General features: G+C 72.3%; 12 protein-coding genes. 7 read left to right on the forward strand and 5 right to left on the reverse strand.

Annotation, left to right across the window (positions count from 1 at the left end; genetic code table 11):
- Positions 1–2: 2 nt before the first annotated feature.
- The 4 genes from ACFYW9_RS30585 to ACFYW9_RS30600 form a co-directional block, all read right to left on the reverse strand.
- On the reverse strand, positions 3–1,337 hold the full coding sequence (locus ACFYW9_RS30585) for an enolase C-terminal domain-like protein (protein WP_389157069.1): 1,335 nt from the start codon (positions 1,335–1,337) through the stop codon (positions 3–5).
- 113 nt (positions 1,338–1,450) lie between these two features.
- Positions 1,451–2,410 carry a 5-dehydro-4-deoxyglucarate dehydratase gene (locus tag ACFYW9_RS30590; protein WP_389157072.1) on the reverse strand — a complete coding sequence of 320 codons (960 nt, stop codon included), beginning with the start codon at positions 2,408–2,410 and terminating at the stop codon, positions 1,451–1,453.
- A 237-nt stretch (positions 2,411–2,647) separates the two neighbouring features.
- Positions 2,648–4,837 (reverse strand): sulfatase, encoded by a 2,190-nt coding sequence (locus ACFYW9_RS30595; RefSeq protein WP_389157075.1) that lies wholly within the window; start codon positions 4,835–4,837, stop codon positions 2,648–2,650.
- Positions 4,838–4,988: 151 nt separating this feature from the next.
- On the reverse strand, positions 4,989–6,635 hold the full coding sequence (locus tag ACFYW9_RS30600) for an acyl-CoA synthetase (protein ID WP_389157078.1): 1,647 nt from the start codon (positions 6,633–6,635) through the stop codon (positions 4,989–4,991).
- A gap of 197 nt (positions 6,636–6,832) precedes the next feature.
- Between ACFYW9_RS30600 and ACFYW9_RS30605 the strand changes: the two genes are divergently transcribed.
- The 7 genes from ACFYW9_RS30605 to ACFYW9_RS30635 all read left to right on the forward strand — a co-directional run bounded on the left by ACFYW9_RS30605 (position 6,833) and on the right by ACFYW9_RS30635 (position 14,969).
- Complete coding sequence (locus tag ACFYW9_RS30605; RefSeq protein WP_389157081.1) at positions 6,833–7,633, forward strand: crotonase/enoyl-CoA hydratase family protein; 801 nt, start codon at positions 6,833–6,835, stop codon at positions 7,631–7,633.
- A 78-nt stretch (positions 7,634–7,711) separates the two neighbouring features.
- On the forward strand, positions 7,712–8,665 hold the full coding sequence (locus tag ACFYW9_RS30610) for a Zn-ribbon domain-containing OB-fold protein (RefSeq protein WP_389157084.1): 954 nt from the start codon (positions 7,712–7,714) through the stop codon (positions 8,663–8,665).
- Complete coding sequence (locus ACFYW9_RS30615; protein ID WP_389157087.1) at positions 8,666–9,721, forward strand: thiolase domain-containing protein; 1,056 nt, start codon at positions 8,666–8,668, stop codon at positions 9,719–9,721.
- Positions 9,718–10,884, forward strand: coding sequence for a thiolase domain-containing protein (locus tag ACFYW9_RS30620; protein ID WP_389157090.1), 1,167 nt, complete (start codon positions 9,718–9,720; stop codon positions 10,882–10,884). The genes ACFYW9_RS30615 and ACFYW9_RS30620 overlap by 4 nt, the downstream gene beginning before the upstream one ends.
- Before the next feature lie 82 nt (positions 10,885–10,966).
- On the forward strand, positions 10,967–11,209 hold the full coding sequence (locus ACFYW9_RS30625) for a DUF397 domain-containing protein (protein ID WP_389157093.1): 243 nt from the start codon (positions 10,967–10,969) through the stop codon (positions 11,207–11,209).
- A 245-nt stretch (positions 11,210–11,454) separates the two neighbouring features.
- Positions 11,455–14,346 carry an ATP-binding protein gene (locus ACFYW9_RS30630; protein ID WP_389157096.1) on the forward strand — a complete coding sequence of 964 codons (2,892 nt, stop codon included), beginning with the start codon at positions 11,455–11,457 and terminating at the stop codon, positions 14,344–14,346.
- A gap of 125 nt (positions 14,347–14,471) precedes the next feature.
- Positions 14,472–14,969, forward strand: coding sequence for a hypothetical protein (locus ACFYW9_RS30635; RefSeq protein WP_326789595.1), 498 nt, complete (start codon positions 14,472–14,474; stop codon positions 14,967–14,969).
- A 31-nt stretch (positions 14,970–15,000) separates the two neighbouring features.
- Here the strand turns inward: ACFYW9_RS30635 and ACFYW9_RS30640 are convergent, their stop codons facing one another.
- A complete protein-coding gene (locus ACFYW9_RS30640; protein ID WP_389157224.1) occupies positions 15,001–16,629 on the reverse strand; it encodes a SpoIIE family protein phosphatase in 1,629 nt (542 codons plus the stop codon).
- Positions 16,630–16,766: the final 137 nt, after the last annotated feature.

A 16,766-nucleotide genomic window follows, 5' to 3' on the forward strand; every position in this document is an offset into this window, starting at 1 on the left:
GGTCAGCGCACCAGGGCGGGCCGCTTGGGATCGAATTCCCACCCGGGGACCAGGTGGCGCATGGCGACCGCGTCGTCCCGGGCGCCGAGGGCCTCCTTCAGGTACAGCTCGTGCGCCGCGAGCAGCCGGTCCATGTCCAGCTCGACGCCGAGGCCCGGTGCGTCCGGCACGGCGATCTCGCCGTCGACGATGCGCGGCGGGTCGACCGTGAGCCGTTCCAGGCCCTCCTGCCAGATCCAGTGGGTGTCGAGGGCGTTGTACGGGCCCGGTGCCGCGGCTCCGCAGTGGGTGACCATGGCCAGCGAGATGTCGAAGTGGTTGTTCGAGTGGCAGCCCCAGGTCAGGCCCATCGCGTTGCAGAGCTGGGCCACACGCACCGAGCCGCGCATGGTCCAGAAGTGAGGGTCGGCGAGCGGGATCGAGACCGACTGGAGCGCCAGGGCGTGGGTGAGCTGCCGCCAGTCCGTGGCGATCATGTTGGTCGCCGTCGGCAGCCCCGTCGCCCGGCGGAACTCGGCCAGGATCTCCCGCCCCGAGTAGCCGTCCTCGGCGCCGCAGGGATCCTCGGCGTAGGCGAGCGTGCCGGCCAGCGGTCCGCACAGCTCGATCGCCTCGCGCAGGGACCAGGCGCCGTTGGGGTCGAGCGTCACGCGGGCGTCGGGGAAGCGGTCCTTGAGCGCGCGTACGGCCGCGACCTCCTCCGCGCCTTCCAGGACACCGCCCTTGAGCTTGAAGTCACGGAAGCCGTACAGCGCGTGGGCGGCCTCGGCCTGCCGGACGATCCCGGCGGGCGTCAGCGCCTCCTCGTGCCGCAGGCGGTACCAGTCCACGTCCGAGCCGCTCTCGCGTACGTACGGCAGATCCGTGCGGTCCGGGTCGCCGACGAAGAAGAGGTAGCCGAGCACCCGGACCCGGTCACGCTGCTGGCCGTCCCCGAGGAGGGCGGCGACGGGCACGTCGAGGTGCTGTCCGAGCAGGTCGAGAAGGGCCGACTCGACGGCCGTGACGGCGTGGACGGTCGTGCGCAGGTCGAAGGTCTGGGCGCCGCGGCCGCCCGCGTCCCGGTCGCCGAAACGGTCCCCGATCTCGCGCAGGACACGCTGGTGGTCGCCCACCTTCGCCCCGAGGACCAGGGACCCGGCGTCGCGCAGTGTCCGGGTGATCTTCTCCCCGCCCGGCACCTCGCCGAGCCCGGTCCGCCCCTCGGAGTCCTTGAGGACCACGACATTGCGGGTGAACCAGGGACCGTGGGCGCCCGACAGGTTCAGTTCCATGCAGTCCCGTCCGGCGACGGGGTAGACGGAGAACTCGGCGATCGTCGGTTGCTGACTCTTCATCACATTCCTTGCGTACGTGGGTGACCGGGGCCGGGAATCCCAGGGTGACGGCGACGGGCCGGGCCGGGGGGTCGGCCCGGCCCGAGCCCCGTGGGGCCGTTCCCCCGCGTGCCTCAGGCGGGCCGCCGCACCGCTCCGACGAGGGCCAGTCCGGTGTCGAGGATCAGCTCCAGAGCGGTCAGATCGGCCGGGGCGGGATCGGTGAGCGGCGCGCGCACCGGGCCGACGGGCAGCCCCCGCAGCCGGGCGGCGGCCTTGACGAGGGACACGGCGTAGCCGGGCACCGTGTCGCGCAGCTCGACGAGCGGGACGTAGAAGTCGCGCAGCAGCTTGTTCACGGTGGCCTCGTCGCCGGTGCGCAGGGCGCTGAAGAAGGCGCCGGCGATCTCGGGTGCGAACGCGTGGACGGCCGACGAGTAGGCGGGGACGCCCACGGCGGCGTACGCGCGGGCCTGGATCTCGGCGGTGGCGGCCCCGTTGAAGAACAGGAAGCCGTCGGGCGCGGCGAGCGTGAGGCGCTGGAGCCGGTCGAGGTCGCTGTGTCCGTCCTTGAGCCCGATGACGCTCGGGATCGCCGCGACGGCCCGCAGGCCCTCGGGGGTGAAGGCGACCGGGCCGCGCTGGTAGGCGACGAGCGGCAGCCGGGTGCCGGCGGCGATCCGGCGCAGCTGCTCGACCAGGCCGGACTCGGGGGCCTCGACGAGGTAGTGCGGCAGTACGAGGAGGGCGTCCGCGCCGGCCTCCTCGGCGATCCGGGCGAACCGCAGCGCCTGCGCCCATCCGTAGCCGGTGCCCGCGACCACGGGCATGCGGCCGTCCGCGATCTCGACCGTGGCGGTGACCACGGCGCGGTACTCGTCCTCGTCCAGCGCGCTGAACTCGCCGGTTCCGCAGGCGGGGAACACCGCGCCGGGGGCCGTGGCGACCTGGGCGGCCAGGTAGGTCCGGTAGGACTCCGGGTCGAGGTCGCCGTCCGCCGTGAAGCTCGTGAGCGGGAAGGACAGGACCCCGCTCGCCATGCCGTCCCGCAGCCGCTGGACCACGTCGCCCGGATCCGTGCTGAACCCTGCCATGAGTCTCATCCCTGTATGCAGATGCTGTCTATGTATGAGAACTCAGGTTAGATTCGTGAACCCTCGGGGTCAATGGGGAGGGTGCCGCGGATCCGGTGCCGGGCAGGCGCGGGGTGTCCGCGCAACGCGGCGGGCCCGCGGCCGGGGAGGCTGCGGGCCCGCTGTGTTCGGGTCGGACGTTCGGAGCGGGCCGGGGCCTCCGCGGGAGCGGGAAGGGCCCGGCCGGGCTCGGGGCCGTCAGTGCGACGTCGTCGCGGCCCCGGTGTCCGGGTTCGGGCCGTACGCCGTCATGAAGCGGTCGCGGAACTCGTTCATCGGCCATTCCGGCGCGTCGGCCGCGGGCTTGAGCCCGTCCGTCCAGCCCCAGCCGGAGACGCGGTCCAGCACCTTCGGGTCGCGGGCGACGATGGTGACGGGCACGTCCCTGTCGGCGCTGTTCCCGGTGACCGTCGGAACGGGCTGGTGGTCGCCGAGGAAGACGAGGACGGTGTCGTCGTCGCCGTAGCGCTGGACCCACTGGGTCAGGCTGTCCAGGGAGTACTGGATGGCCTTGCGGTACTCGGTCCGCACACGCTTCGAGCTCTTCCAGACCTCCGTGGGGTTCGTCCCCTCTTTCTTGATCTTGTAGAAGACCTTGCCGTCCCCGAGGTCCTTCCAGTCGATCGTGCGGGCGATGGGGGACCAGGGGTTGTGGCTGGAGGCGAGGATGATCTCCGCCATGATCGGGTCGCGGTTCTTCCTGCCGTGCTCCAGCTTCTGGAAGGACTCCAGGCTGAACTGGTCCGGTACCGGCGTCCAGCTGAAGTACGGACCCTGGTAGCCGAGGTGCGTCGAGTCGTAGATGTGGTCGAGGCCGAAGTACTTGCCCTCGGGCCAGGCCTTGCGCACGCCGGGGACGATGCCGACCGTGCGCCACGCGCCGGTCTTCTGGAAGTAGCTGGTGAGGGTCGCGCGGTCACTGGTGGTCAGGGACCGGTATCGCTGCTGGTTCTTGACCCACGTGCCGGACAGGAACGTCGAGTGGGCGAGCCAGCTGCCGGCGCCCGTCACCGGCGACTTGAGCCAGCCGCTGCGCGCCGAGAAGCCCGCCGCCTTCAGCCTCGCGTCGCCCTCCCTGAGCGTCGCGTCGACCTCCGGTCCCATCGCCGGGTCGTCGATGGCCACCCGGCCGTAGCTCTCGATGAAGGTGAGCATCACGTCCTTGCCGCGCAGCCCGGTCAGCAACTGGTCGGACGGGGTGTCGGCGAAGGCGTCGACGGCCATCTGCTTCTTGTAGACGTCGGCGTCACCGAGGCCGTCGCGGACGTACTGCACACGGTTGGAGAGGTACTGGGCGTAGCCCTTGGTGGCGATCGTGACGCCGCCGGTCTGCGCGCCCATGGTGAAGCAGACGACCCAGGCCACGCCGAGGACGAGCGTGGCGCGTACGGCCCCGGTGCGGTGCCGGGCCAGGACGTCCGCCAGCCGCGTCATCGCGAGCACGCTCAGGGCGAGCACGGCGATGACCAGGACGATCACCCCGACCACCGCGAGCACCTCGCCCGAGCGCCCGAAGGAGTCCTTGACCCAGTCCGCCCCGTCGCTCAGCAGGACCCAGTCGAAGACCAGGTCGAACGGCCGGGCCAGGGTCTGGCGGAAGCCCATGTCGAGGCACTTCAGGATGGCGGACAGCCCGAGGAGCACCCCGAGGGATCCGGCCGTGACGCGCCGCGCCCTCGCCGGCAGGACGAGCAGGACGGCCGACAGGAAGACCGCCTCGACCGGGAGGCGGAAGAACGCCCGGACGCTCATCCAGTCGAGGCGGTTGGGCAGGATGAGGATGGTGACCACCAGCGCACCGGCCAGGACGGTCGTGCCCACCCGCACGGCACGCGCGGCCCGCGGGTGGCGCCGGCGCCACCCGAACCACCCGAACCATCCGGGACGGACGGCGGAGGCGGCGTCCGCGGCGGGTTCGGCTTCGTCCGGGGACGCGGGCTCGGACGGATGCCGGTCGGCGGCCTCGGAGGCGGCTTCGTCCTCCGCGGGGTCCGTGACGGTGGGCTCGTCCTCACCGGTGGCGTGCGGGACGGTGCCTTCGTCGTCGGTGGTGGCGTGCGGGACGGTGGGCTCGGCAGGGGCGGCGGCGGTGCGCGGGACGGCGGCCTCGTCGTCGGCGGGGTGCGGGACGGTGGCCTCGTCGTCGGCCGGGTGCGTGGTGGTTTCGTCGTGGGCGGTGGGGCGTGGGACGCCGGCTTCGACGGGGGTATCGCGGTGCTCTTCGTCGTCGGCCCGCTCCTCCGCCCGCTCATCCGTTCCGGCACCGGTGTGCGCCCCGGTCCGTTCGGCCGCCTCGGGGTCCCCCCGGGTCGCGTCCGGCGCCGTCGCGTCGGGGTCCGGACCCGCTTCGGCATCCGGCAGTTGACGAGGAGGCGTGTGGTGCGACACCCGAAGGTCCTTCCGTGCGTAACCCGGTGCTGGCGCGACGGAGGCTTTTCCGTCACCCCCCATACGGCCGGCCGTCACCTCCGGTTCAACGGCGGAGGCCGACCGCGCACAGAGTACGTCGACAGGATCACCCGGATGTCACCGCCGGCCGCTACCGGTCCGCCGTCACCGCCACCTCCCGCGCCCACCGGTAGTCGGCCTTGCCGCTCGGCGAACGCTGGATGGAGTCGGTGATCACCAACTGGCGCGGGACCTTGTACCCGGCCAGACGGGCGCGGCAGTGCGTCTGGATGTCGTCGAGCGACGGCCGCGGCGCGCCCTCGCGGAGCTGGACGACGGCCGCCACGTGGCTGCCCCACTTCGGGTCCGGCACTCCGGCTACCAGGGCGTCGTACACGTCCGGATGCGATTTCAGGGCTTGTTCGACCTCTTCGGGGTACACCTTCTCGCCGCCGGTGTTGATGCACTGGGAGCCGCGGCCGAGAATGATGACGATGCCCTCCTCGTCGACCGTGGCCATGTCGCCGAGGAGCACCCAGCGTTCGTCGCCCTTGCGGAAGAACGTCTCGGCGGTCTTCTTCGGGTCGTTGTAGTAGCCGAGGGGCACATGGCCGCGCTGGGCGACCCGTCCCGGTTCGCCCGCCGTGACCGGCTCGTACGTCACCGGATCCACCACCTGCGTACGGGCGTTGACGCGGATGCGGAAGCCGCGCCCGGGTCCGGAGTCGGCCGTCGCGGTGCCGTTGAAGCCGGACTCCGAGGAGCCGAAGTTGTTCAGCAGCATCACGTTCGGGACGAGCGCCTGGAACTGTTCGCGCACGGTGTCCGACATGATCGCGCCGGATGAGGACACGCTGAACAGGGCGGAGCAGTCCGTGCCCTTCAGGGGGCCGTTCAGCGCGTCGATCAGGGGCCGCAGCATCGCGTCGCCGACCAGCGACACACTGGTCACCTTCTCCTTCTCGATCGTGCGCAGGACGTCCTCGGGTGAGAACTTGCGGTGCAGCACGACCCGTTGGCCGAAGTTGAAGCCGATGAAGGCGGTGAGCGTCGAAGTGCCGTGCATCAGCGGGGGAGTGGGGAAGAAGGTGATCCCGGCACCCCCGGCCGCGACGCGCTCGGCGAGCTCCTGTGGCTTCGTCACCGGATCGCCGGTCGGCGCGCCACCCCCGAGCCCGGCGAAGAAGAGGTCCTCCTGCCGCCACATGACGCCCTTGGGCATCCCCGTCGTGCCGCCGGTGTAGATGATGAACTGGTCGTCCGCGGAACGCGGGGAGAATCCGCGCAGGGGCGAACCAGTGGCCTCGGCGTCACCGAAGTCCACGGCGTCCACCGCGCCTTCGGAGCCCGCCGGGCCCTCCGCGCCCGCTCCGGGTGCGGCGGCCCCCACGCGGACGAGATGCCGCAGCCGCGGTGCCCGTGGCCGTGCCGCCGCCACCCGGTCGCCGAACTCCGCGTCGAAGACCAGGGCCACCAGGTCCGCGTCCTGGTAGAGGTAGGCCAACTCGTCTTCCACGTAGCGGTAGTTGACGTTGACCGGGACGATGCGTGCCTTGAGGCAGGCCAGCACCGTCTGGAGGTACTCGACGCCGTTGTACAGGTGCAGGCCGAGGTGTTCGCCGGGGCGGATCCCGCTGTCGATCAGATGGTGCGCGATCCGGTTCGCGGCCGCGTCCAACTGCGCGTACGTCAGGCGGCGTTCCGCGCCCGTGCCGGGGTGGTCGATGTAGACGAGCGCCTCGCGGTCCGGGACCACGTCGACGACCGATTCGAACAGGTCGGCAAGGTTGTACTCCACCGCTCCTCCTGACCGTGCACGTCCGTGGCCGAGTGCCGCCAGGGCGTGTCCGCCCCGGACCCGACGGTCATCAGAGCAAAGCCCGACCCAAGTGGGAAGGGCCCCGGCACAAGAAATCTGACTGTCTGTCAGAAAACCCTTGTACTGGATGGACGGCTCCTGCAACCTGTTCTCGCATCCGAGACGGGAGGACGCCCATGGGTGGGACCGAACACCTCACCGTGCAACGCGAAGGCGCCACACTGGTGCTCACGCTCAACAGGCCCGAGGCCAGGAACGCGCTCTCGCTGCCGATGCTGGTCGGTCTGTACGACGGCTGGGTCGAGGCCGACGAGGACGACGCCGTCCGCTCGATCGTGCTCACCGGCGCCGGCGGTGCCTTCTGCGCCGGGATGGATCTCAAGGCCCTGGCCGGCCGGGGCCTTGAGGGCGAGCAGTACCGGGACCGGCTCAAGGCCGACCCCGATCTGCACTGGAAGGCCATGCTGCGCCACCACCGCCCGCGAAAGCCGGTGATCGCGGCCGTCGAGGGGCACTGCGTCGCGGGCGGCACCGAGATCCTCCAGGGCACCGACATCCGCGTCGCGGGAGCCTCCGCGACCTTCGGGCTCTTCGAGGTCAGGCGCGGACTCTTCCCGATCGGCGGCTCGACGGTGCGGCTGCAACGCCAGATCCCGCGCACCCACGCCCTCGAAATGCTGCTCACGGGACGCCCGTACACCGCGCAAGAGGCCGCGGACATCGGGCTGATCGGTCATGTGGTGCCCGACGGCACGGCCCTGGAGAAGGCGCTCGCCGTCGCCGAGCAGATCAACGCCTGCGGCCCGCTCGCCGTCGAGGCCGTCAAGGCGTCCGTGTACGAGACCGCCGAGCTGACCGAGACCGACGGGCTCGCCGCCGAACTGCGGCGAGGCTGGCCGGTGTTCGACACGGCCGACGCCAAGGAAGGCTCCCGGGCCTTCGCCGAGAAGCGCCCGCCCGTCTACCGCCGGGCCTGACCCGCACGCCCGGCCCCGGACGTGACCTGTCCGCCCCGCGGACACGGCACGGCCGGCCGTTGGAAGGAGAGATCCGGGATGCCCGAAGTCCTCAAAGCCCCCCTCGTCGTCGAGTTCCCCTTCACCCGCTCGCTCGGCCCCGTGCAGAGCGCCTTCCTCACGGGCCTGCGCGAACAGGTCGTCCTCGGCGTGCGGACCGCCGACGGACGCACCCTCGTCCCGCCCGTCGAGTACGACCCCGTCACCGCCGAGGAGATACACGACCTCGTCGAGGTCGCCCCCACCGGCACCGTCACCACCTGGGCCTGGAACCACGAACCCCGCCGCGGCCAGCCCCTCGACACCCCCTTCGCCTGGGTCCTGGTCAGGCTCGACGGCGCCGACACCGGCCTGCTGCACGCCCTCGACGCCCCCGGCCCCGAGGCCGTGCGCACCGGGATGCGCGTCCGCGTCCGCTGGGCCCGCGAACGCTCCGGCGCGATCACCGACATCGCCTGCTTCGAGCCCCACGACGGCACCCCGGACGAACCGGCGGGCGAACCCGCGGGCCACGACGGCCGGTTCGCGGACATGGTCACGGGAATCGTCGCCCCCGCACGGCTCGACTACGTCTACTCGCCGGGCCGCGCCCAGGCCGCCTACATCGCGGGCCTCGCCGAACGGCGGACCCTCGGCGAACGCTGCCCCTCCTGCCGCAAGGTCTACGTCCCGCCCAAGGGGGCCTGCCCCACCTGCGGGGTGGCCACCTCCGAACAGGTCGAGGTCGGACCGCGCGGCACCGTCACCACGTACTGCATCGTCAACATCAAGGCGAAGAACCTCGACATCGAAGTCCCGTACGTATACGCGCACATCGCCCTCGACGGCGCCGGCCTCGCGCTGCACGGCCGGATCGGCGGCATCCCCTACGACGAGGTCCGGATGGGCCTGCGCGTGGAGCCCGTGTGGTCCGAGGGGGGCCGCCATCCCGACCACTACCGGCCCACCGGAGAACCCGACGCGGACTACGAGACGTACAAGGAGATGCTGTAGATGGAGCCCATCAGGGACATCGCCGTCGTCGCCTTCGCGCAGAGCGACCACCGGCGCACCTCCGACGAGTTCTCCGAGGTGGAGATGCTCCTCCCCGTCCTGCACGAGGTCCTCGACCGGACGGGCCTGCGGGCCGGTGACATCGACTTCACCTGCTCCGGCTCCACCGACTACCTCGCGGGCCGCGCCTTCTCCTTCACCATGGCGCTCGACGGCGTCGGCGCATGGCCGCCGATCTCCGAGTCGCACGTCGAGATGGACGGCGCCTGGGCGCTGTACGAGGCCTGGACCAAACTGCTCACCGGCGACGCCGACACCGCGCTCGTCTACTCCTACGGCAAGTCCTCGCCCGGCTCCGTCCGCGACGTCCTGACACGCCAGCTGGACCCGTACTACCTGGCCCCGCTCTGGCCCGACTCGGTCGCCCTCGCCGCACTCCAGGCGCGGGCGCTCATCGACGCGGGCGAGACCGACGAGGCCGGACTCGCCTCCGTCGGCGCCCGCAGCCGGGCCTCCGCGAGCGCCAACTCCCACGCCCAGCTCCGTGGTTCGGTGCCCCAGGGCGACTACCTCGTACGCCCCCTCCGTACCGGCGACTGCCCGCCCATCGGCGACGGCGCCGCCGCCGTGATCCTCGCGGCGGGGGACCGGGCCCGTGAACTGTGCGAGCGGCCCGCCTGGATCAGGGGCATCGACCACCGCATCGAGGCGCACTCCCTCGGCGTGCGCGACCTGACCGACTCCCCGTCCGCCCGGCTCGCCGCCGAACGGGCGGGCGCCTTCGAACGACCCGTCGACACCGCCGAACTGCACGCCCCCTTCTCCTCCCAGGAAGTCGTCCTGCGCAAGGCGCTGCGGCTCGGCGACAGCGTGCGCGTCAACCCGTCGGGAGGCGCCCTCGCCGCCAATCCGATCATGGCGGCAGGGCTCATCCGCATCGGCGAGGCCGCCGCACGCGTCCACCGCGGGGAGTCCGACCGGGCGCTCGCCCACGCCACCTCCGGCCCCTGCCTCCAGCAGAACCTGGTCGCCGTACTCGAAGGGGACGCCCGATGAGCAAGGAGCCCGTGGCCGTCGTAGGGATCGGCCAGACCAAGCACGTGGCGGCACGCCGGGACGTGTCCATCGCGGGACTCGTCCGCGAGGCCGCCCGACGCGCGCTCACCGACGCCGAGTTGACGTGGGCCGACATCGACGCCGTCGTCATCGGCAAGGCGCCCGACTTCTTCGAGGGCGTCATGATGCCCGAGCTGTACCTGGCGGACGCGCTCGGGGCGACCGGCAAACCCATGCTGCGGGTGCACACGGCGGGCTCCGTCGGCGGATCGACGGCACTCGTCGCCACCAACCTTGTCGCCGGCCGCGTCCACGGCACCGTCCTGACCCTCGCCTACGAAAAACAGTCCGAATCCAACGCCATGTGGGGCCTGTCCCTGCCCATCCCCTTCCAGCAGCCGCTGCTCGCCGGCGCCGGCGGCTTCTTCGCCCCGCACGTACGCGCCTACATGCGGCGCACCGGCGCCCCCGACACCGTCGGCTCGCTCGTCGCCTACAAGGACCGCCGCAACGCGCTGAAGAACCCGTACGCGCACCTGCACGAGCACGACATCACCCTGGAGAAGGTCCAGGCCTCGCCCATGCTCTGGGACCCGATCCGCTACTCGGAGACCTGCCCCTCCTCCGACGGGGCCTGCGCGATGATCCTCACCGACCGCGCCGGCGCGGCCCGTTCACCGCGCCCGCCCGCCTGGATGCACGGCGGCGCCATGCGCAGCGAGCCGACCCTCTTCGCCGGCAAGGACTTCGTGTCCCCGCAGGCCGGAAAGGACTGCGCGGCGGACGTGTACCGCCAGGCCGGGATCGCGGACCCCCGCCGCGACATCGACGCCGTCGAGATGTACGTCCCGTTCTCCTGGTACGAGCCCATGTGGCTGGAGAACCTCGGCTTCGCCGACGAGGGCGAGGGATGGAAACTCACCGAGTCGGGCGTGACCGAACTGGAGGGCGACCTGCCCGTCAACATGTCGGGCGGCGTCCTCTCCACGAATCCGATCGGCGCCTCCGGCATGATCCGCTTCGCCGAAGCGGCCCTCCAGGTACGCGGCCAGGCCGGAGAGCACCAGGTCGACGGGGCGCGCAGGGTGCTCGGCCACGCCTACGGCGGCGGATCCCAGTTCTTCTCGATGTGGCTGGTCGGCGCCGAGCCGCCCACCTCCTGACACCGTCCCCCTCACATGGCCTGTGCGCGGCACGGACCGATCGCTAGGCTGGCCGCGGACGACGAACCGGGAGGAGCAGGACGTGGCCGAGAGCACCATCGAGCAGCACCCGCTCGCGGGCTGGGACAAGCCGGAGCTGGACCTCAGCAAAGCCGACTGGCAGTCCAGCAGCCGAGGGCGCGGAGATGTCCAGATCGCCTTCGTCGAGGGCTTCATCGCGATGCGCAACAGTGGCCTCCCCCAGAGCCCTTCCCTGATCTTCACGCCCGCGGAGTGGGGGGCGTTCGTATCGGGGGCCCGTGAAGGGGAGTTCGACCTGACCTGAACCGACGACCGCCGGAACCCGCTCCGCCGCCCCCAGAGTGAGGAAGGGCGGCGGCCGGGGTCCCCGCGCCCGGAACGCCGCCCACCGGCCGGTCCTCCCGCGGCTCCGCCGTCGCTCACGAGGTTCTGACCAGGAGCGTCCGAACGGGCTGCCCCGTGGATGATCGGGGCGTACGCTGAGGTGCCTGGAGGTCACGGTGCGCATTCGCTCCCCGCGCGGACGCGTGATCGTGGCAGGGGGTGATCATGGGGCAACGCAGCCTTCGCAGCCGTCGGACGCTCTTCGAGCGCGAGAGTGAACTCTCGGCCGCAGACGAGGCGTTGAGCGACCTCGTCGGCCTGCGCCGGGAACCCGGCGAGCCGCCCGGCCGCCCCCGCGGCGCGCTCCTCGCCTTCGCCGGACGTGCCGGGATCGGCAAGACGACCCTCCTCGGCGAGGTCCGCAGGCGCGCCGCGGCCAAGGGCTGCACCGTGCTGAGCGCGCGCGGCGGAGAACAGGAACAGCGCGTCGCCTTCCACGTCGCCCGACAGCTCCTGCAACCGCAGCTCGCCGGGTTCACCGAGGCCGAACTCCGTGCCTCCCTGGGGAGTTGGTACGCCATCGTCGGCCCCGCGCTCGGCCTCTGCGCACCGTCCGAGGGCGCCCCGCCCGACCAGCAGGGCCTGCGCGCCGGACTCGACTGGGTGCTCACCCACCTCGCCGTACAGCGCGCCCCCATGGTGCTCCTCCTGGACGACGCGCACTGGGCCGACGCCGAATCGCTCAGCTGGCTGGCCGCGTTCGCGCCCCGCGCCGAACAACTCCCCCTGCTGCTCGTCGTCGCCTACCGCCCCGACGAACTGCCCGAACACGCCGAGGCGTTCAGGGGACTGCCCGGTCGCGCCGGACAGCGCCCCATCGGCCTCGAACCGCTCAGCGCGGCGGCCGTCGCCCGGCTCGTCCGCGAAGACCTCGGCACCCAGGCCGACGACGCGTTCTGCCGCGAGTGCTGGGCGGTCACCGCGGGCAACCCGTTCGAGGCCGTCGAGCTGACCGCCAAGGTCCGTGACCGCGGCCTGGTCCCGACCGAGGACGGAGCGCACCTCCTGCGCGACCTCGCCGCCGCCGTCAAGGGCAGTGGCCTGATCGCCCGCCTCGAACGCCTCGGCACCGCGACCGTCCGCTTCGCCTGGGCCTGCGCCGTCCTCGGCACCGAGATCCACCCGACGCTCGCCGCGGCCGTCGCGGGCCTCGGCTCCGAGGAGGCCGCCGACGCCGCGGACGCCCTGCGCACCGCCCGCATCCTGACCGGCGTCGACCCCCTCGAATTCGTCCACCCGCTGATCGCCACCGCCGTCTACCGCGACATCCCCGGAAGCGTCCGCGTCGCCCTGCACGGCCAGGCCGCCTGGTGCGTGATCGACGAAGGCCTCGGCCCGGCCGCCGCCGCCCGCCACCTCATGGAGACCCACCCGGACGGCGACACCTGGATCGTCCAGCAACTGCGCGCCGCCGCCCGTGAGACCCAGCGCGCCGGAGCCCCCGACGCCGCCCGCCGCTACCTCGCCCGCGCCCTGCGCGAACCGCCGCCCTTCGAGGACCGCGCCGCCGTCCTGTACGAACTGGGCTGCGCGTCCCTGCTCACCGAGCCGGGAACCACGGTCAACCATCTGCGCGCGGCCCTCGAGGAACCGATCACCGACCCCGAGCTGCGCCACAACATCGTCTACCGCCTCTCCCAGGTCCTCGCCCACAGCGACCGCCTCGCCGAGGCCTCCGAGACCCTCGCCCGCGAGATCCCCGTCACCGGCGACGCCCGGGTACGCCTGCGCATGCAGTCCGAGCAGTTCATGTGGGACGCCTTCCGCGCCGACGAACCCGACTCGCCCGCCCGCTCCCGCCGGCTGGCCCGCCTCGCCGACCGGCTCACCGGCCACGACCTCACCGAGCGCTATGTCATCGGGCTGCGCGCCTGGGACGCCACCCTGCGCGGCGAACCCGCCCCCGTCGCCCTCCAGCACGCCGAGCGCGCCCTGGCCGGCGGCCTCGGCTGGGCCGAGGCCGACCGCGGCTTCGAGGTCCCGGTCCTGGTCGCCATGACCTTCATGTACGCCGACCGGCCGGGCCGGACCGAAGAACTCTTCGCCACCGGGATCGCCGACTTCGAATCCCAGGGCTGGCACGGCGCCCACCTCTCCTTCGGCTACACGATCCTCGGATACGTCCGCTTCCGCCGCGGCCGTCTCGCCGAGGCCGAGGATTTCGTCCGCGCGGGCCTCAGGCTCGCCGAACGCGTCGGGCCCGGTACGCCCGTCCACTGGTACGCGGTGGGCACCCTCATCCAGGTCCTGCTCGCCCGGGGCCAGGTCGATCAGGCCGCGCGCACCGGCGAGGCCTACGCCTTCCACGCGCCCTTCTCGGCCGCCGTGACCTTCCCCGACGCCCAGACCGTGTACGGCGAACTCCTGCTCGCCCGCGGCCTCACCGAGGACGCCGCCGCCGAGCTCGCGTCCGCCGGCCGCAGGCTCGACCGGCGCGGCATGCGCAACCCCGCCTGGTGCCCCTGGCAGCTCCACCTCGCCCGCGCCGAGAGCCACGACGCCCCGGAGCGCGCCGTCGACACGGCACTCGAAGCGGTGAACCGCGCCCGCCAGTACGGCGCCCCCTCCACGATCGGCCAGGCCCTGCGCGTCGCCGCCGAGGTCTCCCCCGGCCCGGCCCGCGTCCAGCTCCTCGAGGAGTCCGTCGGTCATCTGGAGCGTTCCCCGGCCGCCTACGAACTGGCCTGCTCCCTGGTCGCCCTGGGCACCGAGCTGCGCCGCGCCGGACGCCCCAGGGAAGCCGCCGAGCACCTCTACCGCGGCCTCGACGCGGCGGTCCAGTGCGGTGCCGACGGGCTGATCGAGGACGCCCGCGACGAGCTGACCTCGGCCGGGCTGCGGCCGCGCCGTCTGCACGGCACCGAGACGGACACCCTCACCGCCCGTGAGCGCACCGCCGCCGCGCTCACCGCACGGGACCGGACCCCGGCCCAGATCGCCGAGGAACTGCACATCGACGAGCACACCGTGACCCGGCTCCTGTCGGCGGTCTACCGCAAGGTCGGCACCGACCGCAGAGGACTCGGGGCGGCCCTGGGGGACCAGGCCACGTCCTGACGCGGCCGGGCCGTCCTCCGCCCCGCACGCGCGGCCGCCGTGAGCCCGCCGCGTACAGCACCCGCGGGCCGGATACGCACAGCTCCCGTGGGCCCGGTACGCGGCCGTGCACGTACCATTGCGGCATGTCCTTCCTCCGCCGCCGCAGTGCCACGCCCGCCGGGCCCGAGTTCGATGTTCTGGCCATGGATCCGGGCGACTGGCCCGGCAATCTCGGTGCGGGTCTGCTGCCCGCACCCGACGGCAGCTGCCAGGGTGTCTTCCTGCGCTACGACCTGTTCGGCGGCCGCGGTCCCGCGATGATCATCGGCAATCTGCCCGAGGGCTCCCAGGCCCGGGACGTCGCCGAGAACGAGGTCCCCTTCGAGGTGGCCCAGCTCCTCATCGCGCTGGAGAACAACGAAGAGGTCACCGTCACCGGGACCGAGGACATGCCGGTGATGCAGGGCGACAACCTTCTGATCGTGCGCCGGCTGAAGCTCTCCGAGACCCGTATCTCCTGCGTCCAGTTCGACCGCAGCGACAACGTCCTGGTGACCATCGCCGCCTGGGACCGTCCGATCACGGACGACCTGTACGCGCTCCTGAAGCCGCTCCCGGCGGAACTCTTCCAGCAGGGCTGAGGCCCGACGCGGCCCAACACCCCGCCCGGTGTCACAGCTTGAGGGTGAACCAGGTGGTCTTGCCCGCGTCGGTGGGACGCACACCCCAGTTGTCGGCGAGCGCGCGGACCAGGATCAGACCCCGTCCCGACTCCTCGCCCTCGCCGGCCGTCCGGGGCTGCGGCAGGTGCGGGCTGCGGTCGCTGATCTCCACGGTCAGGTCGGTCGCGGTGCGGCACAGGTGCAGACCGATGGGCCCCTGTGCGTGCTGCACGGCGTTGGTGAGGATCTCGGAGAGCAGCAGCCGGGCGTCGTCCGCCGCGGGGGCGCAGTCCCAGGCGGTCAGCGCCTTGCTGAGGAAGGCGCGGCCCTCCGGGACCGACTCGGGCACCGCGGGCAGGTCGGTGTTGACGGTGGCCAGGGGTCCTTCGGGCAGCCGGGTGAGCAGCAGCGTGACGTCGTCGTTGTGCCCGTCGGTGTCCGGCAGCAGGGCGGACAGCACGTGGTCGGCGGCGTCCTCCAGATCGGGCGCGGCGACGAACAGGTCCGTGAGGGTGGTGGTGAGCTCGGTGAGCTGGTCCTCGATGTCGCTGCCGGGCGTCTCGATGAGACCGTCGGTGTACAGGACGAGGGTCGCCCCGGGCGGGATCGTCGACGTCGCCTGCTCATAGAGGATGTCGCCGACACCGAGCGGCGCGTTCACCGGCGCGGGGAGCGGCCGGGCGCCGACGCCGGGCGTGGCCACCAGGGTCGGCAGATGCCCGGCCGAGCAGACCGTCACCTCGCCCGCGTCGGCGGAGATGACCAGATAGCAGCAGGTCACGAGCTGGTCGGGCACGTCCAGGTCACCGACGACGGCCTCCAGGGCCTGCATCAACTGGCGGGGCTGCATACCGGTCTTGGCCAGGGCGTGCGCGGCCGACCGCAGTTGGCCCATCACGGCGGCGGCCTCCAGACCGCGGCCCATCACATCGCCGATCAGCACCCCGACCCGGCCGGCTCCCAGCGGGATCAGGTCGAACCAGTCCCCGCCCACCCCCGCTCCCTGCGTGGCGGGCCGGTAGCGGCTCGCGGTGGTCAGACCGGGGATGGCGGGCGGGGTTCCCATGAGGCTGCGCTGGAGGGTGAGGGCGATGTGCCGCTGCTGCTCGTACAGGAAGGTCAGCTCCGCCTCGGCCTTCTTGCGGTCGCTGATGTCCCGGACGATCGCGCACGCGCCGATCACCGTACCGCCCGCGTCACGGGTGGGCCACAGCGTGATGTCCACGTCCAGCAGGGCGCCCGAGCGTGTCAGCCGCAGGGTCTCGAAATGTTCGACCTTCTCACCGCTGCGCAGCCGGTCGAGGAGCAGGTCGATCTCGCTCCGCCGTTCCGTGGTCGCGAGAAGGGACACGTGCCTGCCCATCACCTCGGCACGCGAGTAGCCGTACAGCCGCTGCGCCGCCGCGTTCCAGTAGGTGATGTGACCGTCCAGGGTCTTGGCGAGGATCGCGTCCTGCGAGGACTCCACGAGACCGGCCAGTTCGTTGATCCGGGCCTCGGCGCGCTTGCGGTCGCTGACGTCGCGGACGGCGGCGGAGACGAGGAGCCCGTCGGTGGTCTCCAGCGGGCTGAGGCTGATCTCGACGGGGAACTCGGTGCCGTTCTTGCGCAGTCCGTGGAGTTCGAGTCCCGCGCCCATCGGGCGGACCTGCCGGTTGTCGGCGTATCCGTCGCGGTGATGGTGGTGGTGGCCGCGGAAGCGGCCGGGCACGAGGAGCTCGACGGGGTGTCCGAGCAGTTCCTCGCGCCCGTAGCCGAAGAGGGCTTCGGTCTGGG

The sequence above is a fragment of the Streptomyces sp. NPDC002698 genome, assembly GCF_042888945.1.
Classification (GTDB): Bacteria; Actinomycetota; Actinomycetes; order Streptomycetales; family Streptomycetaceae; genus Streptomyces.